The organism is Bacillus sp. N13C7 (assembly GCF_026790065.1).
GTDB lineage: Bacteria > Bacillota > Bacilli > Bacillales > Bacillaceae > Bacillus.
Genome location: NZ_JALAMO010000007.1, coordinates 225320 through 252064 on the forward strand (window position 1 = coordinate 225320; position 26745 = coordinate 252064).

General features: G+C 41.0%; 22 protein-coding genes. 11 read left to right on the top strand and 11 right to left on the bottom strand.

Annotated features, from left to right (window positions below):
- Window positions 1-434: 434 nt before the first annotated feature.
- From pgsB to pgdS, 5 genes are all read left to right on the top strand, one after another.
- The gene (gene pgsB / locus MOB98_RS09345) at window positions 435-1616 is read left to right on the top strand and encodes a poly-gamma-glutamate synthase PgsB (protein WP_174227759.1); all 1182 of its coding nucleotides are present in this window, start codon (window positions 435-437) and stop codon (window positions 1614-1616) included.
- 14 nt (window positions 1617-1630) lie between these two features.
- On the top strand, window positions 1631-2080 hold the full coding sequence (pgsC, locus tag MOB98_RS09350; protein WP_003227889.1) for a poly-gamma-glutamate biosynthesis protein PgsC: 450 nt from the start codon (window positions 1631-1633) through the stop codon (window positions 2078-2080).
- Between the two features lie 18 nt (window positions 2081-2098).
- Complete coding sequence (gene pgsA / locus MOB98_RS09355) at window positions 2099-3241, top strand: capsular polyglutamate synthetase PgsA (protein ID WP_268359619.1); 1143 nt, start codon at window positions 2099-2101, stop codon at window positions 3239-3241.
- Between the two features lie 14 nt (window positions 3242-3255).
- Window positions 3256-3423, top strand: a complete 168-nt coding sequence (gene edmS / locus MOB98_RS09360) for an extrachromosomal elements maintenance protein EdmS (protein ID WP_268359621.1) — start codon at window positions 3256-3258, stop codon at window positions 3421-3423.
- 140 nt (window positions 3424-3563) lie between these two features.
- Window positions 3564-4805 carry a gamma-DL-glutamyl hydrolase gene (pgdS, locus tag MOB98_RS09365; protein ID WP_268359624.1) on the top strand — a complete coding sequence of 414 codons (1242 nt, stop codon included), beginning with the start codon at window positions 3564-3566 and terminating at the stop codon, window positions 4803-4805.
- Between the two features lie 35 nt (window positions 4806-4840).
- On the opposite strand, the gene ywtE is transcribed toward pgdS, so the two are convergent.
- Window positions 4841-5701 carry a 5-amino-6-(5-phospho-D-ribitylamino)uracil phosphatase YwtE gene (gene ywtE, locus MOB98_RS09370; RefSeq protein WP_268359626.1) on the bottom strand — a complete coding sequence of 287 codons (861 nt, stop codon included), beginning with the start codon at window positions 5699-5701 and terminating at the stop codon, window positions 4841-4843.
- A 157-nt stretch (window positions 5702-5858) separates the two neighbouring features.
- The gene (gene tagT, locus MOB98_RS09375; RefSeq protein ID WP_268359628.1) at window positions 5859-6827 is read right to left on the bottom strand and encodes a polyisoprenyl-teichoic acid--peptidoglycan teichoic acid transferase TagT; all 969 of its coding nucleotides are present in this window, start codon (window positions 6825-6827) and stop codon (window positions 5859-5861) included.
- A gap of 329 nt (window positions 6828-7156) precedes the next feature.
- Here tagT and MOB98_RS09380 point away from each other — a divergent pair, with 329 nt between their 5' ends.
- Window positions 7157-8530 (top strand): sugar porter family MFS transporter, encoded by a 1374-nt coding sequence (locus tag MOB98_RS09380; protein ID WP_268359630.1) that lies wholly within the window; start codon window positions 7157-7159, stop codon window positions 8528-8530.
- Window positions 8531-8567: 37 nt separating this feature from the next.
- Here the strand turns inward: MOB98_RS09380 and MOB98_RS09385 are convergent, their stop codons facing one another.
- From MOB98_RS09385 to MOB98_RS09395, 3 genes are read right to left on the bottom strand one after another with little or no spacing between them, the layout of a single operon-like run.
- Window positions 8568-9692, bottom strand: coding sequence for a Ger(x)C family spore germination protein (locus MOB98_RS09385; RefSeq protein ID WP_268359632.1), 1125 nt, complete (start codon window positions 9690-9692; stop codon window positions 8568-8570).
- Window positions 9689-10795 carry a spore germination protein gene (locus MOB98_RS09390; protein ID WP_268359635.1) on the bottom strand — a complete coding sequence of 369 codons (1107 nt, stop codon included), beginning with the start codon at window positions 10793-10795 and terminating at the stop codon, window positions 9689-9691. Before MOB98_RS09390 ends, MOB98_RS09385 begins: the two co-directional genes overlap by 4 nt.
- 5 nt (window positions 10796-10800) lie before the next feature.
- Entirely contained in the window at window positions 10801-12252 is a 1452-nt protein-coding gene (locus MOB98_RS09395; RefSeq protein WP_268359638.1) for a spore germination protein, read from the bottom strand.
- A gap of 269 nt (window positions 12253-12521) precedes the next feature.
- Here MOB98_RS09395 and manA point away from each other — a divergent pair, with 269 nt between their 5' ends.
- On the top strand, window positions 12522-13472 hold the full coding sequence (manA, locus tag MOB98_RS09400; RefSeq protein WP_268359640.1) for a mannose-6-phosphate isomerase, class I: 951 nt from the start codon (window positions 12522-12524) through the stop codon (window positions 13470-13472).
- 130 nt (window positions 13473-13602) lie between these two features.
- Window positions 13603-16245: an N-acetylglucosaminidase gene (locus MOB98_RS09405; RefSeq protein WP_268359642.1), complete on the top strand. Its 2643-nt coding sequence runs from the start codon at window positions 13603-13605 to the stop codon at window positions 16243-16245.
- A gap of 38 nt (window positions 16246-16283) precedes the next feature.
- On the opposite strand, the gene MOB98_RS09410 is transcribed toward MOB98_RS09405, so the two are convergent.
- The 6 genes from MOB98_RS09410 to MOB98_RS09435 all read right to left on the bottom strand — a co-directional run bounded on the left by MOB98_RS09410 (window position 16284) and on the right by MOB98_RS09435 (window position 23179).
- On the bottom strand, window positions 16284-18143 hold the full coding sequence (locus tag MOB98_RS09410) for a CDP-glycerol glycerophosphotransferase family protein (RefSeq protein WP_311766004.1): 1860 nt from the start codon (window positions 18141-18143) through the stop codon (window positions 16284-16286).
- Window positions 18144-18161: 18 nt separating this feature from the next.
- On the bottom strand, window positions 18162-19331 hold the full coding sequence (locus tag MOB98_RS09415) for a CDP-glycerol glycerophosphotransferase family protein (protein WP_268359654.1): 1170 nt from the start codon (window positions 19329-19331) through the stop codon (window positions 18162-18164).
- 3 nt (window positions 19332-19334) lie between these two features.
- Window positions 19335-20360: a ribitol-5-phosphate dehydrogenase gene (locus tag MOB98_RS09420; protein WP_003235523.1), complete on the bottom strand. Its 1026-nt coding sequence runs from the start codon at window positions 20358-20360 to the stop codon at window positions 19335-19337.
- Window positions 20357-21070: a 2-C-methyl-D-erythritol 4-phosphate cytidylyltransferase gene (locus MOB98_RS09425; RefSeq protein ID WP_003235520.1), complete on the bottom strand. Its 714-nt coding sequence runs from the start codon at window positions 21068-21070 to the stop codon at window positions 20357-20359. Before MOB98_RS09425 ends, MOB98_RS09420 begins: the two co-directional genes overlap by 4 nt.
- Before the next feature lie 88 nt (window positions 21071-21158).
- Window positions 21159-22310 (bottom strand): CDP-glycerol glycerophosphotransferase family protein, encoded by a 1152-nt coding sequence (locus tag MOB98_RS09430; RefSeq protein WP_268359657.1) that lies wholly within the window; start codon window positions 22308-22310, stop codon window positions 21159-21161.
- Between the two features lie 95 nt (window positions 22311-22405).
- Window positions 22406-23179, bottom strand: a complete 774-nt coding sequence (locus tag MOB98_RS09435) for a WecB/TagA/CpsF family glycosyltransferase (RefSeq protein ID WP_268359660.1) — start codon at window positions 23177-23179, stop codon at window positions 22406-22408.
- A 507-nt stretch (window positions 23180-23686) separates the two neighbouring features.
- On the opposite strand from MOB98_RS09435, the gene tagD reads away from it, so the two are divergent.
- From tagD to MOB98_RS09450, 3 genes are all read left to right on the top strand, one after another.
- Window positions 23687-24076, top strand: coding sequence for a glycerol-3-phosphate cytidylyltransferase (tagD, locus tag MOB98_RS09440; RefSeq protein ID WP_268359662.1), 390 nt, complete (start codon window positions 23687-23689; stop codon window positions 24074-24076).
- Between the two features lie 100 nt (window positions 24077-24176).
- Window positions 24177-25361: a CDP-glycerol glycerophosphotransferase family protein gene (locus MOB98_RS09445; RefSeq protein ID WP_268359665.1), complete on the top strand. Its 1185-nt coding sequence runs from the start codon at window positions 24177-24179 to the stop codon at window positions 25359-25361.
- Window positions 25345-26745 (top strand): glycosyltransferase family 2 protein, encoded by a 1401-nt coding sequence (locus MOB98_RS09450; protein ID WP_268367355.1) that lies wholly within the window; start codon window positions 25345-25347, stop codon window positions 26743-26745. The genes MOB98_RS09445 and MOB98_RS09450 overlap by 17 nt, the downstream gene beginning before the upstream one ends.

The following is a 26745-nucleotide window of genomic DNA, read 5'->3' on the forward strand; positions in this document are numbered from 1 at the left end:
AATATTGCCGCTTCCATGCAGAAAGGATGACATTATGACCTTGTCCTTAAGAAACAGGTGATAAATATTTTATGTTCATAAGAACCGGAAATACGCATGCCAGCAGGGAAAGCTTGATATCACGGGCTGATAAAAAGATTGATTTGGAATACATATTAAATGCACATACCATAGTGTGACTATTCGTCCAGAAGGATATCAGGAGAAAAATGAAAGCGCATTCCTCATATTTTTTAAAAAAAGTAATAAGGTGTAAGTCCTGTCTTTTTCCAAAAATAGAAAATGGTTTATAGGTACAAAATCTCTTCCAAAAGAGAAGTTTGGCTTAGTGGATTAGGGAAGATTATGTTACATAATGCCGATTGAGAATTCATAGTGATTCTATATACTGATGAATGAATTTACAACAATATAGAAGGAGATGTCGAAAAGCAATGTGGTTACTCATTATAGCCTGTGCTGTCATACTGGTCATCGGAATATTAGAAAAACGACGACATCAGAAAAACATTGATGCCCTCCCTGTTCGGGTGAATATTAACGGCATCCGAGGAAAATCGACTGTGACAAGGCTGACAACCGGTATCTTAATAGAAGCCGGTTACAAGACTGTTGGAAAAACAACAGGAACAGATGCAAGAATGATTTACTGGGATACACCGGAGGAAAAGCCGATTAAACGGAAACCTCAGGGACCGAATATCGGAGAGCAAAAAGAAGTCATGAAAGAAACAGTAGAAAGAGGGGCTAATGCGATTGTCAGTGAATGCATGGCTGTTAACCCCGATTATCAAATTATCTTTCAGGAAGAACTTCTGCAAGCCAATATTGGTGTGATTGTTAACGTTTTAGAAGACCATATGGATGTCATGGGGCCGACGCTTGATGAAATTGCGGAAGCGTTTACCGCTACAATTCCTTATAATGGCCATCTTGTTATTACAGATAGTGAATATACCGAGTTCTTTAAACAAAAAGCAAAAGAACGAAACACAAAAGTCATCATTGCTGATAACTCAAAAATTACAGATGAATATTTGCGTAAATTTGAATACATGGTATTCCCTGATAACGCTTCTCTGGCACTGGGTGTGGCTCAAGCACTCGGCATTGACGAAGAAACAGCATTTAAGGGAATGCTGAATGCGCCGCCAGATCCGGGAGCAATGAGAATTCTTCCGCTGATCAGTCCGAGCGAGCCTGGGCACTTTGTTAATGGGTTTGCCGCAAACGACGCTTCTTCTACTTTGAATATATGGAAACGTGTAAAAGAAATCGGTTACCCGACCGATGATCCGATCATCATCATGAACTGCCGCGCAGACCGTGTCGATCGGACACAGCAATTTGCAAATGACGTATTGCCTTATATTGAAGCAAGTGAACTGATCTTAATCGGTGAAACAACAGAACCGATTGTAAAAGCCTATGAAGAAGGCAAAATTCCTGCAGACAAACTGCATGATCTAGAGTATAAGTCAACAGATGAAATTATGGAATTGTTAAAGAAAAGAATGCACAACCGTGTCATATATGGCGTCGGCAATATTCATGGTGCCGCAGAGCCTTTAATTGAAAAAATCCACGAATACAAGGTTAAGCAGCTCGTAAGCTAGGAGGAAATGCAGACATGTTCGGATCAGATTTATACATTGCACTAATTTTAGGTGTACTACTCAGTTTGATTTTTGCAGAAAAAACAGGAATCGTGCCGGCAGGACTTGTTGTACCGGGATATTTAGGACTTGTGTTTAATCAGCCGGTCTTTATTTTACTTGTTTTGTTAGTAAGCTTGCTCACTTATGTCATTGTGAAATATGGTTTATCCAAATTTATGATTTTGTACGGCCGCAGAAAATTCGCTGCCATGCTGATAACAGGGATTGTCCTGAAAATTGCGTTTGATTTCCTATACCCGATTGTACCATTTGAAATCGCAGAATTTCGAGGAATCGGCATCATCGTGCCAGGTTTAATTGCCAATACCATTCAGAAACAAGGGTTAACCATTACGTTCGGAAGCACGCTGCTGTTGAGCGGAGCGACCTTTGCTATCATGTTTGTTTACTACTTAATTTAATGTAAGGTGTGTCAAACGATGAAAAAAGAACTGAGCTTTCATGAAAAGCTGCTGAAGCTGACAAAACAGCAAAAAAAGAAAACCAATAAGCACGTATTTATTGCTATTCCGATCGTTTTTTTTCTCATGTTCGCGTTTATGTGGGCGGGAAAAGCAGAAACGCCAAAGGTCAAAACGTATTCTGACGACGTTCTCTCAGCCTCATTTGTCGGTGATATTATGATGGGGCGCTATGTTGAAAAAGTAACGGACCAAAAAGGGGCAGACAGTATTTTTCAATATGTGGAACCAATCTTTAAAGCTTCGGATTATGTAGCAGGGAACTTCGAAAACCCGGTAACCTATCAAAAGAATTATAAACAAGCAGATAAAGAAATTCATCTGCAGACGAATAAGGAATCAGTGCAAGTCTTAAAAGATATGAACTTCACGGTTCTCAACAGCGCAAACAACCACGCAATGGATTACGGCGCTGAGGGCATGAAAGATACACTTGGAGAATTCGCGAAGCAAGGTCTTGATATCGTTGGAGCAGGATACAGCTTAAGCGATGCGAAAAAGAAGATTTCGTATCAGGAAGTCAATGGGGTAACAATTGCGACGCTTGGCTTTACGGATGTGTCCGGAAAAGGCTTTGCGGCTAAAAAGAATTCACCGGGCGTGCTGCCAGCAGATCCCGAAATCTTTATCCCTATGATTTCAGAAGCGGAAAAACACGCAGACATCGTCGTTGTGCAGTCACACTGGGGACAAGAATATGACAATGATCCAAACGACCGTCAGCGCCAGCTTGCAAGAGCCATGTCTGATGCGGGAGCTGATATCATCGTCGGCCATCATCCGCACGTCTTAGAACCGATTGAAGTGTATAACGGAACTGTCATTTTCTACAGCCTCGGCAACTTTGTCTTTGACCAAGGCTGGACAAGAACGAGAGACAGTGCACTGGTTCAGTATCATCTGAAGAAAAATGGAACAGGCCACTTTGAAGTGACACCGATTGATATCCATGAAGCAACACCTGCACCGGTGAAAAAAGACAGCCTTAAACAGAAAACCATTATTCGCGAACTGACGAAAGATTCTAATTTCGCATGGAAGGTAGAAGACGGAAAATTGATGTTTGATGTTGATCATAGCCACAAACTAAAATCTAAATAATTGGAGTGATAAAGATGAAATTTGTCAAAGCCATCTGGCCGTTTGTTGCCGTAGCCATCGTGTTCATGTTTATGTCAGCTTTTAAATTCAACGATCAGCTGACAGACCAGGAAAAGCAGAAGATTGATACGGAAATGCATAAAATCCAGCAGCAGGAAGAAATGGTAAACGCGAGTAAATAATTCAAAAAAGAGAGTGTCTGATGAGACATTCTCTTTTTATTTGCCCAGCATACTCATTCTGTAAAAATATCAAAAAGTTTCTTAACATATTCAAAAAAATACCGATGTTAAAACTGCAAAAAGAGGAGGAGATAATAAAAGTGAACACACTGGCAAACTGGAAAAAGTTTTTGCTTGTGGCGGTTATCATTTGTTTTTTGGTTCCAATTATGACAAAAGCGGAGATTGCGGAGGCTGATACATCATCTGAATTGATCGTCAGCGAAGCAAACAAACTGCTTGGGTATCAGTATAAATACGGCGGCGAAACGCCGAAAGAGGGATTCGATCCTTCGGGATTGATTCAATATGTTTTTAGTAAGGCTGATATTCATCTGCCGAGATCTGTGAACGACCAATATAAAGTCGGAACGGCCGTCAAGCCGGAGGGCCTTAAGCCGGGCGATATATTGTTTTTCAAAAAAGAGGGAAGCAGCGGGACTGCTCCGACACACGTCGCTCTTTACATCGGAGACGGCCAAATGATTCACAGTACGCAATCAAAAGGGGTTATCATCACCAATTACACAAAAAGCAGCTATTGGAGCGGGACTTATATCGGGGCGAGACGAATCGCAGCCGATCCGGCAACAGCTGACGTCCCTGTTGTTCAAGAGGCTGAAAAATATATCGGCATTCCATATGTGTTTGGCGGAAGCACGCCGTCAGAGGGCTTTGATTGCTCGGGGCTCGTGCAATATGTGTTTCAACAGGCACTCGGCATTTATCTGCCGCGATCAGCCGAACAGCAGTGGGCAGTGGGCGAGAAGATAGCGCCTCAGAACATAAAGCCTGGTGATGTCGTCTATTTCAGCAATACGTACAAAACGGGAATTTCACATGCAGGCATTTATGCTGGCGGAGGAAGATTTATTCAGGCAAGCCGGTCAGAAAAAGTAACCATTTCCTACTTGTCAGAGGATTACTGGAAATCGAAGATGACTGGCATTCGCCGGTTTGACAATCTGACCATTCCAAAAGAAAATCCGATTGTGTCGGAGGCAACGCTTTATGTCGGAGAAGTTCCCTACAAACAGGGCGGAGTGTCTCCAGAGACAGGTTTTGATACAGCGGGCTTTGTCCAGTATGTGTACCAGAAAGCAGCCGGTATTTCTCTGCCTCGCTACGCAACAAGCCAGTTCAAAGCCGGAACTAAGATTGAGAAGGCGGACCTGAAACCGGGAGACATCGTGTTTTTCCAGTCAACAAGCCTAAATCCGGCCATCTATATCGGAAACGGACAAGTTGTTCATGTCACATTATCAAACGGTGTGACCATCACCAATATGAACACGAGCACGTATTGGAAAGATAAATATGCGGGAAGTATACGGGTGCAATAAAAGACAAAGACTCCAGAATCTCTGGAGTCTTTTCTTTATGCATATTGGCCGGAAAGAAGCTGGTCAATAAAGTAAGCCACACCATTTTCGTCATTGCTTTTTGTAACAAAGGTGCTTTTTTCTTTTAATTCATCGATCGCATTCTCCATGGCGATACGGTGTCCCGCGACTTCAAACATGGACAAATCGTTCGGGCTGTCGCCAATTGCATAGATATCCTGTGTGTCAATTCCGTATATGTCAGCAAGCTCTGTCAGCGCGCGTCCTTTACCTGAAGAGGCCGGCAGGATTTCGATGATATGTTTTCCGGAAGAGGTTTGTGCCAGTTTTTTGTGATGCTTCAATTCTTCCTTCGCTTGTTTCAGCTTGTCCATATCAAAGGAGAAGCAAAGAAGCTTATAAATGTTTTCGCTGCCGTCAAAAACCGATTCGATATGCGGGATTGGCTTAATGCCAAACTGCTTGAACTGCGTCATGGCTCCTTGCCACAATTCATCCGTCTTTTCGTTTGGATTCGCGCTTTTTAGAATATCAAGCTCCGCTTGCAGCTTGGCTTCGCCGTCAAAAGGAGACAGCAGATGGTCATCTGTATAGACCTCAAAGTAAATATTTTTTGAGAGTAAGTAATCAGCGATCGCTTTGCCGGCCTCCTGATCCATTAATGTCCGGCTGATCAAACGGTAACCCTTATCGTGGATCGTTCCGCCATTTGCCGCAATGATAGGGATATCCAAGTCTTCCAGCAGCGCTTTTACATCAAATGTTGCTCTTCCCGTGCAAATGGTGACGAGGATGCCGGCATCAACGGCCCGTTTGATAGCCGCTCTGTTCTCAGCAGAAATGACGCTTTCTTTATTTAGTAATGTACCGTCTAAATCAATCGCAATTAATTTCATATGTAGGGGAAACCTCCTTAAAAATGAAGCTGCTTCGTGTAGTATGTTCAGCTTTTCTGAGAAACATAAACCATATAAATCAAGGCTAAACGTTACTCAAATAATTTTCAACAAGGAAGTATGTAAAAACGGGATGGCATCATCGCCATCCCGTTCATTACACACCTAAATCGTTTTGCAGCTCTTCTTTGATTTCCTGCAGTTTTTGCTGATTCAATTTGAAATAATAAACTCCGGCAGGTTTATAATCATAACCCGTCAACTGAATAGACTCAACTGATTTCAATGAAGTGATGAACGGGAACAGGCCGATGGCATCTTTCAGAGATAAATTCATTTTCAGATTTTGTCCCATCGTATCTACAATATCATCATAAGCCGGAATTGAGCTCAATGATTTTGATTTATCGATAATCGCGCTCAGCACTTCCATTTGCCGTTGTCCGCGTAAAAGGTCACTGTCCGCCTTACGTGTTCTTACGTAAGCGAGCGCTTCTTCTCCATCAAGCGTATGTGTTCCTTTTTGAAGAACCACTTTTCCTTTTGTATCTTTTTTGATTTGCTGAATGACTTTATCGCTTTTTACCGTTACTTTGACGCCGTTCAGTTCATTTACGACGTCTTCAAAAGCTGTGAAATTGCTTTCTACGACATAATCGACGGGAATATCCAGCATTTCTTCAACTGTCTTCACAGTGAGGTCAACGCCGCCGTAGGCATGAGCGTGTGTAAATTTATCGTAGCCGTGGCCTGGAATGTTGACATAGGCGTCACGCGGAATGCTCAGCATTTTAGCTGTTTTTTCTTTCCGGTTAAATGTTACCAGCACATTCGCGTCGCTTCTTGCCTGATCGACACTCTCACCGTTTTCCTCTCTGGCATCAATCCCCAAGAGCAATACAGAGAAAGAATCTTTCCCAGGGTCAAATTCTTTAATCCGTTTTACGGATTGTTCTCCGCGCGCCAGGCTGACGTGGGCTTCTTTAGAAGCATGATTCAGCTTTACATAAGCATAGGCGCCGACAGAGCCTGCCGCAATGACAAGAAAAGCCATCAAACCGGCAACGACTTTCACCCATTTTCTAAGCCGTCTTTTTTTCTTTCTGCGCTGTGATCGTTCTTCCATATCTATACCTCTCGTTTCTTTAATATTTGAAGCGTACCACTCATTTTGCCATAGGGCAACTACTCGAAAGACATTTTTCGATAAAAATTCCTATATTTATAAGTTCCTGTTTTTGAAAATGAATAATGATGAAGTGCTGAACCACCTTATATTGGACGCCGCAGAAGGCAAAATGTTTCGGTGCTATTGAAAAAAATACAAGTGAATAATTGGAAACTCATGATCGGCAGGATTGAAAAGGTTTAACGGCCAGAAAAAGAGGTTAAAAGATTTCTAAAAAACTCTACAGACAAAGGTATTGCAGCTGAGGGAGAAAGGGAGTCATTTTTATGAAAAAGCAGTCGAATATATGGCTATATTTTTTCGGCGCTCTTGGAGGCGCGTTATACGGTTATGATACCGGAGTGATTTCCGGAGCTATTTTGTTTATGAAAAAGGACTTAGGCTTGAATGCCTTTACGGAAGGCCTTGTCGTCAGCTCCTTATTGGTTGGGGCGATATTAGGTTCAGGGGCGGCCGGTAAGCTGACTGACCGTTTCGGAAGAAAAAAAGCGATTATGGCGGCCGCCTTGCTGTTTTGCATAGGAGGGCTGGGTGTGGCACTCGCCCCGAATACGGGAGTTATGGTGCTGTTTCGTATCATTTTAGGACTTGCAGTCGGAACATCGACTACGATCGTGCCGCTCTATTTATCTGAATTGGCGCCAAAACATAAGCGCGGGGCGCTGTCATCTCTGAACCAGCTGATGATCACGGTCGGCATCCTTCTTTCTTACATTGTCAATTACATATTTGCCGATGCCGAAGCGTGGCGCTGGATGCTTGGATTGGCTGCTGTGCCGTCACTGCTCCTGCTTATTGGCATTTTGTTTATGCCGGAGAGTCCGCGCTGGCTGTTCACGAATGGCGAAGAAGGAAAAGCGAAAAAGGTTCTTGAAAAATTGCGCGGAACGAAAGATATTGATCAGGAAATACATGATATTGAGGAGGCGGAAAAGCAGGATGAAGGGGGCCTGAAGGAGCTGTTCGATCCTTGGGTGAGGCCCGCGCTGATTGCCGGCTTGGGGCTGGCGTTTCTGCAGCAATTCATTGGAACGAATACGATCATTTATTATGCGCCAAAAACCTTTACAAACGTCGGGTTCGGAAACTCTGCTTCGATATTAGGAACGGTCGGTATTGGCGCAGTTAATGTTCTCATAACACTAGTAGCAATAAAAATCATAGATAAGATCGGGAGAAAGCCGCTATTGTTATTCGGGAATGCCGGGATGGTCATCAGCTTGATCGTACTCGCTCTGGTGAATCTCTTTTTCGATAACACTCCTGCTGCCTCATGGACGACAGTCATTTGTTTAGGTGTCTTTATTGTTGTCTTTGCGGTCAGCTGGGGCCCGGTGGTCTGGGTGATGCTCCCTGAATTATTCCCGCTCCATGTCAGAGGGATCGGAACCGGGGTATCTACCTTGATGCTGCACGTTGGGACATTGATTGTTTCATTAACCTATCCAGTATTAATGGAAGCGATCGGCATCAGTTATTTATTCCTGATTTATGCGGCGATCGGTATCATGGCGTTCTTATTTGTCCGTTTTAAAGTGACAGAGACAAAGGGAAAAAGCCTTGAAGAAATTGAGCAGGATTTAAGAAACAAAAACGGGCAGGGAGGATCAGCTGGAAAACAGCAGACTGCCGGAACATAAAAAAAGGGTGCGTAATTAGGCGCACCCTTTTCAGCGTTTACTTCCCGACGGTGCCAAAGTTAATGATTTTGAAAGAAATATCATATTTAAAATCAGCCTCAGAAAATATGTCATCCCAATGTCCTTTTACTTTATGCCAGTATTCAGGATATTGAATCCGGATGTAGTCGGATAAAAAGATCGGATCGCTTTTATACTCATGCTGCAGTTTATCCATAACCTTCTTTACATCGCGTTCAAGCTTTTTCTCAAAAATGTTCTCAAGCCTGTGTAAATAGCTTTTATGAAAGGAGTTTTCATTCGGATTTTGGTCTTCTGTCAGGATACCCTTTGTTTTGACAGAAACCTGAAAGACAGGCTTTCCGTTTTCAATCGCCGGCTTGATTTTAGATTTCGACTTCTTAATCTCAAACGTTATCGGATGTCCTTTATCTGTCGTCGGCATGACGCCGCCTTGGATCGTTCCCATGACCCATGTCAGTGTCTGGATTTCATCAGCTGAAAGAAATCCAACGAGTTTATTGCTGCCGCTTTTGATAATGCCTGCCCCGTCATACTTCGCTTTTCCCTTTTGATTTTTTACGGCTTGAATGAGAAAACTGTAGCCATTTTGGCAATAGATAGAAGCCCTGCCGATGCGAAGCGGCATCATAATCTTCCCGTTATACCCGCTGTTATTGGTCAGTTCAATCAGCTTTTCGGAAGGCATCGTCTGCTGCTGCTTCGGACTTCCTTTCGTAAAAACATCTCCGGCTTTCCCTCTGGCAGCCATCAAATAGCTGCTGCGCCGGAGCTCATCATCCCGGATGAAATGGTTGAAGACCTGATCAATGTTTTGATTCCTCATTAGCTTTTCTCCCAAAAGAATGACTTTTAAATGGTCGCTATAGATAGGAGGGTCCTTGATGGATACATCACTGACTGCTTCTAAAATGGTTTTCCCGTAGGACGTCACATTGACAAATTCGGGTTTTCCGGATGCTTGGCTGTCTTCACTTTGGGGAAGAAGGTTTTGATACGTTAATTTATACTGATGGTCATCGGTCTCATCGATGGCAAGTCCTCTGGCAAAAGACAGTTTTTCAATATCTTTGACATCCCAGCATCCGCAAAGCATCTGCAGCATCAAAACCATAGCTGCAAGCTTCATCATTGTCTTCATTGCAGCTGATCCCTCCCCAGTTTTTTCTGTACCCAGCTTAAAAACCAGATAAGAAATGGTATTGCAATGACACCTAGAAATACATATCCGAGAAGTGTACCGTAATAAAACACGGCATTAAGATCTTCAGGAAACATTGACAGGAAAAATGTAACAGCCAGCAATGCAGCAAGCAGCCACGGATTGTTTTTATTTTTCAGGTGAAAGATATCTGTTAATCCGATATGCGCCCCTTTAAAGGAGCCAAGCATACATGCAAATTGCTGGGCTGTCCAAGTTAACTGTAAAAACAGGTCAAACCGTTCAATAAAAATACCCGGGATTTCTAATGCATGAATGAGTGAAATCGTCGGCCACGTCACTGTTTTTGCCTCAGCTACACTCATACAGCCAATGACCATAAACAAAGTAATGCTATAGAAAACAGTCGTGGTTGCAATGCCTAAAGCGACAGCTTTTTTTACCTGCTTGGGATCTTTCATAAAGGGAATGAGATAAAAAATGACTTCAAATCCTGAAAAATATAAAAGAGTTTTAGGAAATAAAGAGAAAAAACTTCGATAGCCGCCTTCAAATACAGGCCGGATAAAATCAAGTTGAAATAACCGAGAGCTAAACATCAGAAGCATAAGGAAAATAATAATAGTGATAGGAAAGATATACGCATATACTTTCGCAATGGGGTAAACGCCCCCGGCCACATGATAGATGGCAACCGCCAGAAAAATAAACACGACAACTGCCATCGGAGTGTTTTTTAAAAGAAAAAATCCGACAACCTCACCCAAAACTCGTGCTTGAAAGCATACGATACCGATAAAATAAAAGGTAATAAATACATTCAATAAGAAACCGATCACTTTTCCGGCTGCAATGCTGTTGAGCTCAAAAATCGTTTTCTCCCTGTTTCGTTGAAGAAAAGGCAAAAAAAGCAGCGCGAAAATAATAAAAATAACGCCCTGCAGCAGGATCATGATCCATCCGCTCGGACTGTCGGTTTCAGCTGCTGAGCGGGGAAGGGTTAAGACACCGGCACCGATCATTGTACTGCTTACCATAATAAGCGTCTGCATAAATGTAAGCTTGTCCTCTGGTTGCCTCATAGCCATCACCTTTGTCTGATTTTATCTTTTGTGCCTTTGCGGGTAGGTCTTCTTTCTAAAAATAGGGTGGGAACGCGAATAACAGTGTCTTTCAAATCTTGTCCGGGCTGTGCCATTATCGGAATAATGTAATCCTGGCCAAAGCTTTTCAAACGCATTAAATGGCCGATCACTAACAGAAAGACCATGATGACGCCATACATGCCCAACACTGCCGCGCTTATCATTGCCGCGATACGAATAATCCGCAACGGGAAGTTATAAGCGTATGACGGAACGGTAAAGGATGCCAATGCGGTAATTGATACTACAATGACCATTAATGCGCTGACGATTTGGCCTTGTACGGCTACTTGTCCGATAACAACCCCCCCGACAAACCCAATCGTCTGTCCGATCGGCTTTGGCAGCCTTAAACCGGCTTCCCTGATCAGTTCTATCGTAAATATCATATTAAAGGCTTCAACAAAAGGCGGGAAAGGGACATTCAGCCTGCTGCCTGCAATTGAAATGGCCATTCTCGTCGGCAAAAGCCCGGTATGGAAGGTAACGAGAGAAATATATAAGCCAGGCAAATAAATGGTAATCAGAATGCTCGTATAGCGAATCAAACGAATAAGAGACATGGGAATCCAGCGCTGGTTGTAATCATCCGGTGAATGAATAAATTCATCAACCGTTGCCGGTACAATCAATGCAAATGGCGTACCATCTACTAAAATCGAAACCCGTCCTTCTAACAACGAGCTTTCTACACGATCAGGACGTTCTGTGCTTAATATTGTGGGAAAGATCGAAAAAGGTTCATCCTCAATGAGCTGTTCAAGTGAACCTGATTCTGACACATCATCTGTCATGACGGATTTTAGCCGATTAAACACTTCTTTTACGACATAATCAGGAGCAATATCCTGAATATAAGCAACAGCTACCTTTTTTTTCGTCCTTTTGCCGATGGTCATTTCTTTAATGACGAGATTAGGGTCACTAGACCGCTCCCGCAAAAGCGCCGTGTTTGTCCGCAGTTTTTCAATAAAACCAACCTTTGGCCCGCGTTCCAAGACTTCAGATGTAGGCTCTTCAAGGTTGCGCGTCATTATCGTTTTTGTATCAAATGCCAATCCTCCGTCGTAACCGTCTGCGAGCAAAACCGCTTGGCCAGAAAAAACGAGCTGTTCAATTTCGTTTATTGAAGAAACAACGCTGTGGCGATAGCCGAAAAAAAAAGCGGATAACTCTTCAATCAAGCCCTCTTTTTTGTCTAACGCTTCTTTTTGTAATGGAGAAATGACGTATTGCGCTAGAAGTTTATTTTCTGTCAAACCGTCAATATACAGTAGGCACGCTTTCTGTCTGCTGCCTCCAAATGAAAACGTATAAAACATGATATCGTCGTTTTGTCCCAACTTTTTTTTCAATGTTTCTATATTGCGTTGGAGATCAGAGTCGATTTGCATAGTTTCTCTCCCCTTTATAAAACATAAATTGACGGTTTTTCTTAATTTGTATCAATAAAGGAGAATTATTCTTCATAAGGAAAAGGCTGAAACAAACCTTCTTTTGAAAGTGATATAATAAATAGGAAGCGTTTTCTCAAAAGGGGTCATTGATACATAATGCTTTGTACATATGTTGTCATCGAAAAGCAGACAGACATACGGGCGTTTGTAAGGGAGGCGCATCGGGAAAATAATGATCAGCTATTTATAGGGGAGGGGTACGGATCATGACGCAATCACCGATTTTTCTAACGCCTGTGTTTAAAGAAAAAATCTGGGGCGGCACCGCTTTACGAGATAGATTTGGATACGGTATTCCTTCAGAAAAAACGGGGGAATGCTGGGCCATTTCCGCACATCCAAATGGACCGAGCGCTGTCGCGGATGGCCCATATAAAGGAAAGACACTGACTGAGCTTTGGGATGAGCATCGGGAAGTATTCGGCGGCGTGGAGGGGGAGCGATTTCCGCTTCTGACAAAGCTGCTGGATGTGAAGGAAGATACGTCAATTAAAGTTCACCCTGATGATTACTATGCCGGAGAATACGAAGAGGGTGAGCTCGGCAAGACGGAATGCTGGTACATTATCGACTGTAAGGAAAACGCGGAAATCATTTACGGGCATACAGCCCGCTCAAAAACCGAACTTGTCACAATGATCAACAGCGGAGACTGGGAAGGGCTGCTGAGGCGAATCAAAATTAAACCGGGTGATTTCTATTATGTGCCGAGCGGAACGCTGCACGCCTTGTGTAAGGGGGCACTTGTTTTAGAAACACAGCAAAATTCAGATGCCACATACCGGGTGTACGATTATGACCGGGTTGATGACAACGGGAAGCCAAGAGAGCTTCATTTTGCCAAAGCGGTCAATGCGGCTACCGTTCCCCATGTGGACGGGTATATAGATGAATCGACCGAATCAAGAAAAGGAATAACCATCAAAACATTTGTCCAAGGGGAATATTTTTCAGTATATAAATGGGACATAAATGGCGAGGCTGAGCTATCTCAGGATGAATCCTTTCTGCTATGCAGCGTCATAGAAGGAAGCGGTTTGCTGATGTATGAAGACGAAACATGCCCGCTCAAAGAAGGTGATCACTTTATATTGCCTGCCCAAATGCCCGATTTCATAATAAAAGGAACATGTACACTGATCGTGTCTCATATTTAAACTTAATCTCACGTCGAGATTAAGTTTTTTTATTTTAAAAAATGGAAGTGATGCACCTATAAATGAAGCTTACGCGTGCCGATAAATAAACTAGTTTTATATACTCATTGAAAAAGAAAGAGGAGAAGGAATGAAAAAGAGATTAATCGCACCGATGCTTCTGTCCGCCGCGTCCCTTGCCTTTTTTGCCATATCTGATTCTGCACAGGCTGCAGCATATACGGACTACTCGACATATGAGGTAGAGCCGTCAAAAACGTTCAGTACAGACAGCCAGGCATCCCAGGCTGTCGCCAAACTGGAAAAAGATACTGGCTGGGATGCATCCTATCAGGCTTCAGGCACGACAACGACCTACCAAATTTCCGCAGCAGGCATACAAAGCGAAGCAGAAGCGAAAGCCATACTGAGCGGACTCAATAAACGGACTGCGATTACAGGCACGTCAAGCCCTGTCGGCAGCAAACAGCCGTATGTCACCATCACGTCGGGGGCCGTTTCCGGAGAAAAACAGGCAAACTCATTGCTGACCAAGCTTAAACAGGAGACGGGAGTGGCCGGCACTGTAAAAGCTTCCGGAGCAGCGCAGCCCTATGTGAACGTGATAACATCAGACATCGCTGATGAGGCAAAAGCTAAGGCGCTTATCCAAAGCCTGGCTAAGCAAGCGGGGATTAAAAGCTCATATCAGCCCATCACCCACACAGTGTCTATCACCACCATTCAGTCTGGCACAATCGTGGGAGACAGAAAGGCCGAACAGATCAAAAGCGCATTCCAAAAAGAAACGGGCCTTAAGGCATCATTAACAGAAACGGTCAAAGGACAAGCTTACTATACGATCACAACAGCCGCCATTTCAGGTGAAACAAATGCCAAGAATCTATTAAATCAGCTGAAACAAAGCACTGGCATTACAGGAAGCTACAAGACTATCAATCAAAACGCAACTGCAGAGTCATACAATGTCCAATCAGCTTATTTCAAAGGGCTGAATACGGTAAAGGACGCCATCAGCCAAATTAAGAAAAACACCGGTGTATCTGGAAGTTATCAAAAGGTTGGCAAAAGCGCCTCGTATACCGTAAATATGAAAGGTTTAACAAAACAGCAGCTGCAAAAAGTAGACACTTTCTTTAAAAAGAAAAAGTGGCATTATACATCATCTGCCATCAAAAAAACGACAACGTCTACAGCCTATCACATTACGATAGCAAAGATTTCAGGCGAGCAGCAAGCAAACAAAGCAGCGGCCTTCTTTGCCCAGAAAAAAGTAAAAGCGACAAAAACTACAGCTGGTACAACAGCAGTATACCAATATCAGCTCATCTCAGAAGAAACATCAGATCAAGCAAAAGTCACAAAGGGTCTGAATGTATTAAAGAAAAATCAGTTGAGTGCATCTGCAAAATCAGTCAAAAAACAATTGGCTGACACGTTTAAAATCACAACTAAATCCTTGCTTGATACAGCGAAAGTCAATCAGGCACTCGCGTTTTTTAAATCAAATCATATATCAGCAGCAAGCCAGAAAACTGGTCAGACAACAGCAAGCAGCTATAACATCATGACTGAGGCAATCATCAGCCAGGAAGACATTAACCGCGTTTTAGCATTTTTTAAACAAAACAATGCTGCAGGCACAACAGCAAAAACAGGCCAGACGGCATATACACAATACAAAATCGTGACAGCCCAGCTCAGCAGCAAAACTGCATTGAACAATGGGTTAACCTATCTTAAATCGCAAGGTTTAACTCCGAGCTACACAACGAAAAGCAATACGCTTTATAAAATCAGCGTAAACGAACAGTTCACGGGCAATGATGCAGCTGCTGCGGCATCAACGAAGCTAAAACAATTATACGGATGGGCATCATCTATCGTGAAAGTCAAAAACGGGCCGCAAATCATGAAAACAAATTACAATATTTCGCTTCGTGATATGGTTCAAAAACAAATGAAAGTGAGTCCGCAAACAGACGGAGCGGCTTACGTATCGCTCACGTACATTAATACAGCAACATCAACCGTTACGGCTGATGCACTAAATATCCGGTCAACGCCGGAAGTCAGCCCGACGAACGTGATCGGCCAATTTAAAAAAGGCGATAAGGTAAAAATCATCGGCCAGACAAACGGCTGGGCCAAGATTAATTTAGGCTGGCGAAACGCAAGCTGTGATGAAGTGGTTCAATACGTGGACCCGAATAACTTTTCCAGAGACAGCAAATACTACTTCCAATTTCTCAAGCTGTCACAGACAGCCGGGCTAAACGCTACTGAAGTCAATCAGAAGGTGCTTGCCGGCAAAGGCATCCTGACAGGGGAAGCAAAGGCATTTATTGATGCCGCCAATAAATACGGAATCAATGAGCTGTATTTAATCTCACACGCTCTCCTTGAAACAGGCAACGGAACATCTGATTTAGCCAATGGCTTAACCTATAATGGAAAAACCGTATATAACATGTACGGAATTGGTGCCTACGACAGCAACCCGAATTACTACGGCGCGAAATATGCGTATGAGCAGGGCTGGTTCACACCAGAAGCTGCTATAATCGGCGGCGCAAAATTCATAGGCTCATCGTATATCCACAACACGGCTTACAATCAGGACACATTGTACAAAATGAGATGGTCAGCCACAGCCACACACCAATACGCAACAGACATCGGCTGGGCGTACAAACAAGTAAACCGAATGTACAGCCTGTATTCATTGCTGGACGGTTATACGCTTTACTTTGATGTTCCGGAATATCAATAAAAAAAACACCTTTTGCAGCTGCAAAAGGTGTTTTTCATTTATCTTTTAAGGACTTTATCGTCTGACGGCTCCTCTTCCTGAGGGAAGACAATTTGATCGACAACACGTTCACTAGCTTTCCCGTCAAGATCATCAAAGAAATAATGAACAAATGAATCAATTTGCTCAAAGTTATACTTCTCTTCTTTAATGATTGAAATCATTTGCTCGGACGTTTTCGCAAGAGGACCAGGGATAAAGTCAAAGTAATCGTAATAGAAATCACGTTTGCGAATATAATCATCTACATCATAGCTGAAGAAGATCATCGGTTTATTTAATAAGGCATACTCAAAGCACACAGAAGAGTAATCCGTAATCAGAACATCTGTTACAAGCAATAGCTCGTTAATTTCTCTGAAAGAAGAGAAATCATAAAAGAAATCGCTGTACTGATAAGGGATATTGGCGTCGTTTCGGACGAACGGATGAATTTTAAATAAGAAGATATATTCATCCTTTAACTCACGATACAGACGGTCAAAATCAAGCACCTCAAAAGGATAATGAGCTGATTGCTGACCATTTCCGCGGAAGGTAGGTGCAAATAGAATGACCTTCTTATCCTTCAGAAACGGATATTCTGTATATAGTCGTTCTTTCACAAATGCCTTCTTCGCTTCATCAAAGAAAAAGTCTGTTCGCGGTACGCCGGTTGCGATGACGTTCTCAATATCGACGCCGAAGCCCTCTGCATAGTGCTTCCGTATATTTTCAGAGCTGACAATTACCTTTGTGTAGTTTCTATGGTTTTTCGAATGCGGCGACGGTCCTCCCGGCAGGCCAATTCGGCTGTAGCCGAATGTTTTAAAGGCGCCGACAGCATGCCACAACTGGACAAGATCAGCATTTTTACGGATTTTTAACGGATAAATGATCGGATAAAAATCATCAATAAAAATGATTTTGCTTGTCGCAAAGTGATAAGCCATAGACATCAGCTCAGACAGGCTTTTTCTATCCCGAATACTGCTCTTTAAGAAAAACTTGAAATCAAAGTTTTCCTCGCGCTTCAGAAGTTCTTCATAAACAAATTCGAAGTTTCCTGTCATATCTAGCCGGCTGTCAGAGGCAAAGACGATCTTATTGGACTTAATCGGCAGCAGGCGGCACACATCATAAACAAAATGGAACAAGCTTGTATTCAGCTTGCGCAAAAAGCGGTTTGCCTCTTTTCCAGTATCCAGCTCTAAAAGGCTCGGATCAATTTCCTGCAGTTTGTTGCAGGACAAGTTAATCGTCTTTTCGCCCTCATCATAGTTAACGATCAGATTGAACTTCATCAGCTTTTTAGCAGAATGATATTCCATCTTTGTGGCATACACATCATTAGAGAGGAAATTGCTGACGTTTCCAACCGTATGCACTTCCTGGTGTTTTACATTTTGGTCATCTACAGCTTCAATTTCGAGAAACAGCTTATACTCGCCCTGCGGAAGAGGCTTGTCATTCATCAGCTTAGAAAAGTTAATTTGCTGTGAAAATCCTGCCCACTTATAGGCCCCAGGCACATTAGAAGTGTCAATTGACAGCTGATCTACCGGAACATCACGCAATGAAATCGCTGTAAATAAAACACCATTGTTCACCAATAACAAACGTTTTCGAACCTGATCCTCTTTTTGAAGCGGCAGGCCCTTGATATACATATAACCCGCAATTTTAAGAATTGATCCATTCCAAGAAAACTCAGAAATTTTTCTGACAGGGACTTGCTGGTTTTCTTCAATTCGCTTGGTTTTATCGAAAAGAGAAAATACCCTGTTATCTGCCGGATGGACAATGACAGCTGCATCTTCTTTTTTCGTTTTCTTTTTTGATCTGAAAAGTCTGTTCTTAATCTTTCTGGCCAGCTTCACTTTGTACCTCACTTTCTCCTAATCGGCACCAGATGTTAAAAATGATGAAATAAAATCGGCTACCCGCTCCGAAGATTTGCCGTCCTGATGGGTAATAAACGTCTGTGAAAATGCTTCAATCCGCTTTTTATCAGCCTCGTGATCACTCTCGATATCGTGTACAAGCGATGGAACATCCTTAGAAATCGGCCCGGGTACAAATGATTCAAACGGATAGTAGAAATCACGTTCTTCCAAGTAGTCTTCTAAATCCGGACAGTAAAAATACATAGGACGTTTCAATAGGCTGTATTCGAAAATGACTGAAGAATAATCGGTTATCAGCCCATCGGAGATTGCCATCAAATCGTACAAAGAGTACGAATCGGATAAATCCAGCACAAAATCATCCTCTTCCGTGTGCGCATGATTGCGCATATACGGATGAAGATGGAGCATCACGACATAATCTTTATGGTTTAGCGCCGTTTTTAATTGTAGCAGATCAAGCGGTGTAGCGTCACCCTCTTGATGATGTCCGCTGCCTCGAAAAGTAGGAGCATACAAAAGCTTTTTCTTATGCTTAAGTTCTGGATAAGCCTGATGAAACTCATCCAGTACATTGCGAATATGTTCTTTATGATAAAAATAATCCGTCCTTGGAATGCCGAGCGGCAAAATCTGTTTTTCCTCCATTTGAAACGCTTCGGCAAAATGCGGCACGGCAGCGGGTGCACTCACGATGGCATAATCATAGTTAGAATGCACGGGTACAATCTTCAGGTAATCAGAAGATGGACCGAACGGCTTGTTCACTATGCTGTAACCGAATTTTTTAAACGCGCCGCAAGCATGCCAAAGCTGGATGGCGACAGTTTCCTTGCGTTTTGGCACAACATACAAAGGAAAATAATAATCATCCAACAAAAGCACACGGCAAGTGGCAAGGTGATATAACGAGCTGAAAAGATGAAGCAAATATGCAGCTCGTCCGACCAATCCTTTATCCATCTTGCGGAAAAGCAGGGTGATGCGAAGAGACGGATCTTGCTTCAGCTTTTCATAGACATCTTTAAAATTATCACTTAAATGATCCTCACGATAGGAAGCTATGACAACTTTGTTGTGCTGTACTGGTAATAAAGCGCTCAATAGTTTATAAGCAGTGCTGAATACTCCTTTTACGATTCGTGTAAGGAATGTTTTCACTGTTTAAATTTCCCATTCAATAACAGTTTTTCCCCAAGATGAAGTCAAATCTGCTTCAAACGCGTTTGTAATTTCCTCAATACTGCGCACCGGGAAGCGTCCGCCAACTAATGTTTCTAAATAATCAACGACTTCAGGGTATTGAGCTAAAAAGTCCACAGTACGGGCAAAATCCTCGCGTCCGCTGCGGCTGCTGCCGATCAGCGTAATCCCTTTTTCAAGCACCATTCTCGTTTCGATTTCAACAGGGTATTCAGATACGCCTAAGAGCGCTACACACGCTTCAGGATGAACATGGGCAATGATCTGCTCAATTGCGCTTTCACTGCCGCGTCCGCCTACACATTCAAAGGCATGATCGATCCTGACATCTTCAGGAATGTCGTTGATTTGATAAGCTGCATCAACAAATGAAAAATGATCAAGTTTGTAAGGCGTTTTTCCGAAAATAAACACTTTGCTGTCCGGATATTTCTTCTTCAGAAGCAGTGTCATGATAAATCCGAGATTACCGTCCCCCCAGACACCGAATGTGTCACGCTTCTTGTGCGCCATGCGCTCAAAGCGGGAAAGCGCGTGTACTGCAATTGTAATAAGCTCAGTAAAGGCTGCGACATGCGGATTAATGCTGTCAGGAAGTTCAACGAGCCGATCCGGCGCCATAAACATGTAATCCTGCATAAATCCATCGTAGCCGCTTGAACGGAATCTGCTGGAACGCAGGTAATTCTCCGCAATGACTTCATGCTCTTCAACAGGTGTATTTGGAACCATAACAACCCGGGTTCCTACTTTGAACGTGCCTGTCGGATCAAACATGACCTTTCCGATTCCTTCATGAATGAGGGCCATCGGCAGTTTTTTATCCATCGCTTCTTTACCGCGTGAACCAGTATAATAACGCTGGTCGGCAGCACAGATGGATAAATGGGTAGGCCGGACGACGACCTTATCTGAATGGACAACTTTATCTTTATACGTCACTTCAAATTGTCGGGCAGAAACTAAACGATACGTTTGATTAATCATTGTGAAATTCGCTCCTGTAAAATGGCATTAGCCACTTTTAAGTCATATGGTGTCGTTACTTTAATATTAAAGACTTCACCTCGGACCAGCTTCACTTTTTCACCTGCTAACGAACAGATTTTGCAAGCGTCAGTCAGGACCGCTTTTTGTTCATCGGACAGTTTATTATAAAGCTCGACCAATTTGCTGATCCGGAAGCTTTGCGGTGTTTGCCCCTGATACATGTTATCGCGGACAGGGATATCAGAAATAAATTCCTGGTCTTCTGAAGCAATAATGGTGTCAATGGCTGAGATAACAGTATCAACCGCGCCGTATTGAAGAACTGCATCAATGTTTTCATCGATAATGCGATGAGTGAGAAACGGACGCACAGAATCGTGGGTGATGATCACGTCATCATCCTGGATGCCGAATTCTTTCTCAATATAGCGGATGCCGCTCATAATAGATTCATTACGGTCGCTGCCGCCTTCAACGACAATCAGGCGGTCATCCTGCCCGATGAATTTCTTTAAAATATCTTTTGTATGGTTAATCCACTCTTTAGGTGAAACAATTAAAATCTTATCGAAACGGTCATTTAGTAAAAACTTTTCAACCGTATGAATGATAATAGGGCGTTTATTTAACGGTAAAAACTGTTTTGGCATATTGACGTTCCCCATGCGGGAACCTTTTCCACCGGCTAGAATCTCAGCATAAATCATAAAATGACTCCTTCCTTACTACAGCTCATAATGTTTTATAAAGGGTTTTCATATTCTTTGCAATTCCGATCTCTATTATATATAAAGATCAGCTTGATTTCTCGTTTATATAGCTTAAAAGCTGCCTGCTGGCATCCCCTTTGGAATATTGATTCCACTCACGTGAAAAACGCTCCACTTCAGCTTGGAGCTTGTTCATGTCTTTCAGCTGGTCCAAGAGCATTCCTGAATCACAGCAAGGCACCCCGGGAATCACCTCTGTATAATGCTGAATTAAACCGCGGGTTCTGTTGTATGCCTCCATATCATACGCATAAAACAAAATGGGTTTGTCCAGCAGCGCAAATTCAAAAGGGACAGAAGAATAATCTGATATTAACAGATCGCTCATTTTTAAAAGGTCTGCAAGCGGGAGATCTGAAACATCTTTTATCCACGCACTATCCTCAGGTAATTCAGCAGATTGCTTCATAACAGGATGAAGTTTGACTGCAAGTAAATAGTCTCCGTTTAAATCATGCTGCAGCTGTTTTTCTGAAAACGGCAGCGAAAAGCTTTCAAACTGATGATCCCTAAAGGTCGGACAATACAGAATGATTTTTTTCTCTGCCGGCAGTTGATATTTGTTTTTAAGGTCATTGCTGTTTTCCCGCGCCTCATAGTAAGCATCCGTTAAAGGTACACCAAACCGAAGAAATTTATCACCTTTTATATCGAAAAATTCCTTGAATATCTCAGCCATATGTTCAGAACCGACGACAATCCGGTCAAATGAAGAATACACTTTGCGAAAGCGTCTTACGTCAGCCCGTGAACGATTCTGTGTGTTGATATCCTTTAACCCAAATCGCTTAAACGCTCCATTCGCATGCCAAACCTGGATACACTCGATATCAGGCCTACTGGTCAAAACGGTTGTCAAAACAAAATAGTTATCAACAATCACAGCTTTGCTGCTCAGCATAGAAAAGACCGCTTTATATATATGAAGCGGGTGTTTTTCGTTAATCACTGAAACAGTAAGCTCAGGAAATTCTGTTTCCAGCGATTTGGCATGCTGGGTAAGAAGCACATGAATGGGAAATGAATAGTGCCCCTTCTGATATTCCTTTAATATTGCCCGGGCATTATCAGGAAAAGAAACAAGAAGGGTCACTTGCCTTCCAGGTTTGACCCAAAACAGCAATGTGCCAATGACTTTGACAAACAAATAATAAAAAAACGCAATCCAGGATTTCAATCTGTCATCAGCTCAAATTGGCTGTCACAGATTGTCCGCAGGCACAGCGAAAGATTCTTACATTTCATTACATACCATAGCTCCTTTAAGGCCGATTACAGATGGCGTGATTGATCTTTGACCTGTCCTGTATATTGCGGCTTTGCTGAAGCCCGTTCATATTTCAGCACAGCTGTAACATACTTAGGAATGCTCAGCATTCTTCTCCAGCGCGCAGGATTTGTGATCAGCCTGTACATCCATTCAAGGTGAAAACGGATAAAGAATGAGGGCGCTCTCTTTACATTGCCGCTAAACACATCAAAGCTTCCGCCCAGCCCTACAGCTACAGCCTGAGGGAATAAATGGCGGTATTTATGGATAAAGAACTCCTGATTAGGATAGCCTAAAGCGACAAATACCATATCAGGATTCGAGGCCGCAATTTTGTCCGCCACCTCACGCTGATCTTTCACATAGCCGTCAGAATATCCGGCAATTTCAATTCCTGGAAAATCACGTTTAACTCGCTCAATTGTTTCCGCAATCACATGCTTAGCTGCACCGTAAAAGAAAACCCGTTTTTTCTTTTGATTGGCTTTCTCAAGCAGAGACGTAAACAAATCATAACCGGCCATTCTGGATTGAAGAGGTTTTCCAATCATTTTGGAAACCATCACAACACCAATGCCATCCGGCAAAATGAAGTCAGCAGAAGAAAGAACCGCTCCATAACGCTGATTCTGCATCGCCTCAAATCCAATTTCAGGATTCGCTGTTACGATGAACGCACCTCTATTCTGGTCCAAATATGACGTTTCTAAATGTGATACAAATGAAGTCAGTTCACCGTCTACAAAATCTAATTGATTAATGGGTTTCGTTTGCATCGTATCAACCCTCCTTTTCATCTATATGTCTATAAAAAACACGTGTCATTCGTATAGTTTGATTAAACGCTCTTTGCCTGAAAACATTTTACTCTATCTTACCACAAAAATCTTTAGGAACTTTTAACATTCACATTACAATTCCTTCACGTTTTGACGATGAATTAATATGAGGAGGGCGTACAGAATAAATGACGCAGCAGAAAGAAAATCGTTTCACTTAAAAATGCGACAAAAGAATCGATTTTTCCCAAAAAGAAAACTTGTTATAATGGGTAGGGATGAGACATTAGGCCTGCAAAATTTATACATCAATACAACGTAGATACCAAAAAATGCTGATGATTGACATTTTTAAAGAGCCTTAACTTTTATAGGAACTTATGCTATTATTGTTCATTATTAATGGTACGTAAAAAATATGTCGAAATGATAAACAATCTGTTAAGATTTTTGGTTTTTTTCTGGTACTCTCAGTTGAAAACGGTTGGAAGGTGATGTTATCTAATGAAGAAAGTGATAACGTACGGAACATTTGATTTATTTCACTACGGACATATGAAGCTGCTGGAAAGGGCAAAAAATCTGGGTGATTACTTAATCGTAGGATTGTCTACAGATGAATTTAATCTTCAAAAACAAAAAAAATCGCATCATTCTTATGAACATCGAAAATTCATGCTAGAAACAATCGATTTTGTTAATGAAGTCATTCCCGAAAAAAACTGGGAACAAAAAATCTCAGATATTAAAAAGTACAATATAGATACATTCGTCATCGGTGATGACTGGAAAGGGAAATTTGATTTCTTAAAGGAATATTGTGAGGTCATTTACCTTCCAAGAACAGAAGGCATTTCAACTACCCAAATCAAAAAAGACATGGCTAGTTTATAGAAGTACTAACTAAAAGAGGCTTGAAGTAAATTCAGTTGCTTCTTTTTTTCTTGTTTGCTGAGATAAGTATTTAATTGTTCGAACATTTAAGGAGTCTAAGATGAAATCAAAGATTTTAATGAAATATAGAAGTCTATTGGTCAGAGTATACTCAATTGCTTTTAGAATAATTGGGCTTTTGCCCAGGAATGAAAAATTAATCATCTTCGAAAGCTATTCCGGCAAACAATTCAGCTGTAATCCACGAGCAATTTTTGAGTATCTTGAGGAAAATAAAGATAAATATGATTACCGATTAATCTGGAGTATAGATAAAAGAAACAAAGATTTATTTGATAATTTAGATGTGAAATATTTAAAAAGATTCTCTCTCAAATGGCTATGGTATATGGCTACAGCGAAATATTGGATAACAAACAGCCGCTTGCCGTTATGGATCCCAAAACCGAGAAAAACCACATATGTGCAGACTTGGCACGGAACTCCCCTAAAAAAACTTGCAAATGACATGGACGAAGTACATATGCCCGGCACGACGACTGAACAATATAAAAAAAACTTCCTGAAAGAAGCTAGTAAATGGGATTATCTCATTTCCCCTAACGCTTACTCTACGGAGATTTTTAGAAGTGCTTTTCAGTTTAAAAAAGAAATTATTGAATCTGGTTATCCGAGAAACGATTTATTATATGCAGAAAATAGAGACGATATTAGTAAAAGGATTAAAAGAAAACTAAATATTGACGATAATAAAAAAATCATTTTGTATGCACCTACATGGAGAGACAATGAATTTTATGGTGTGGGAAAGTATAAATTTGACTTACAACTTGACTTAGAAGAATTACAAAAAGAATTTGAAGATTCTGCTGTTTTTTTATTAAGGATGCATTATTTAGTGCGAGAAAACTTTAATTTGCAAAAATATCATCATTTCATTAAAGATGTTTCTTCGTATCAGGATATCAGAGATTTGTACTTGATAAGTGACATATTAATTACTGATTATTCATCAGTTTTCTTTGATTTTGGCAATCTAAAAAAACCTATCATTTTTTATACCTATGATTTAGAACTGTATAGAGATAAATTAAGAGGCTTTTATTTCGATTTTGAGCAAAATGCTCCAGGTGAAATTGTAGTAAATAAAAAAGAACTTTATTTGAAATTGAAAAATATTATTCAAATGGGCTTTATACCAAATAAATACAATCAATTTTATAATGAATTTTGCTCTATTGAAGATGGTTTTGCTGCTAAAAGAGTAATTGAAAGGATTTTTTAGAGTCAGGAAGGAGGTTAGTATTATATTCTCATTAATTATTCCAGTTTATAATGCGGAAAAGTACTTATTAGAGACGATAAATAGTGTCATTAACCAAACGCTTGATTTTGAAAAATATGTTCAAGTCATTTTAATTGATGATGGTAGCACAGATGATAGTAAAAAAATTTGCGAAGAACTGCAAAAAAAGTACCCAAACAATATAAATTATAAAAGGATAAATAATACTGGGCCATCTGCAGCGAGAAATATGGGACTGAAACTAGTCAATGAAACATCTGAATATATTGGATTTCTTGACTCTGATGACAAAATATCTCTTGAGGCCCTCTATCAAGTAAAATCTTTTTTTGAGGCAATGGGAAGTAAGGTAAACATTGCAGTCTTACCGATACATTATTTTGGTTGTAGAGAAGGCGAACATAAATTGAATTATCGCTTTCTTAAAGGAAATAGGGTAGTTAACATTTTGAATGAATATGACGCTCCTCAATACTTTATAGGGGGAAGTTTTTTTAAAAAATCTCTTCTGCAAAAATATGGTTCAAAATTCAATGAAGATTTGGACTTTTGGGAAGACGCCCTTTTTATGAATAAATTGATATTAAACGAGTCTTGTTACGGGGTTGTAGCAAACGGAAAGTATTTTTACAGAAAAAGGTTCGAAAGCAATTCGTTAGTTGATACTTCTTGGTCATCAAAAAAACGTTATACAGATTTTTTGAAAAATTCTTATTCAGTTTTATTTGAATGGTCTAAAGAAATTTATGGTGAGATACTTCCTTATGTACAATATTTAACTGCTTATCATATTAAACTATATTTATACCCTAAAAATAGAGATCAAGCTACAGATATTTTGAATACTAAGGAATTTAATCAATTTATTCTTGAGTTTAAATATATTTTAAGTGAAATAGAATCTAAATATATTCTGTGTCAAAACATGAATAGTTACTATAAAGAGCTAATGTTAGAGTTTAAGAATGAGAAATATTTATATGCTCACGGTGTTGAAAAGCTAAAAAAGAAAAATATCACTATAAATGATGTTAAATATAAAGGATACTTTTTAGTTTTAAAAGGCCATTTTATTAATGAACTTTATGAGATGAAAAAAGATGACAGAATTTATCTAAAATATTTTAATAAAAAAATATATGCCAAACAAATACAATTAGATGAAAAAATAATTATATGGGGCCATAAAGTTAGAGATTATAAATATGCAGGTTTTAGTTTAAAACTTCCCATTTGGATTTTAAAATTTTCAATCGGATTAGAGGGAGATAATTTTTCAGTAGTACTCAATGAAGTTAATTTATTAAAAACTCTTCATAAAAAACTATTATGTATGAATAGTTTAATTGGAAAGGCGAAATGA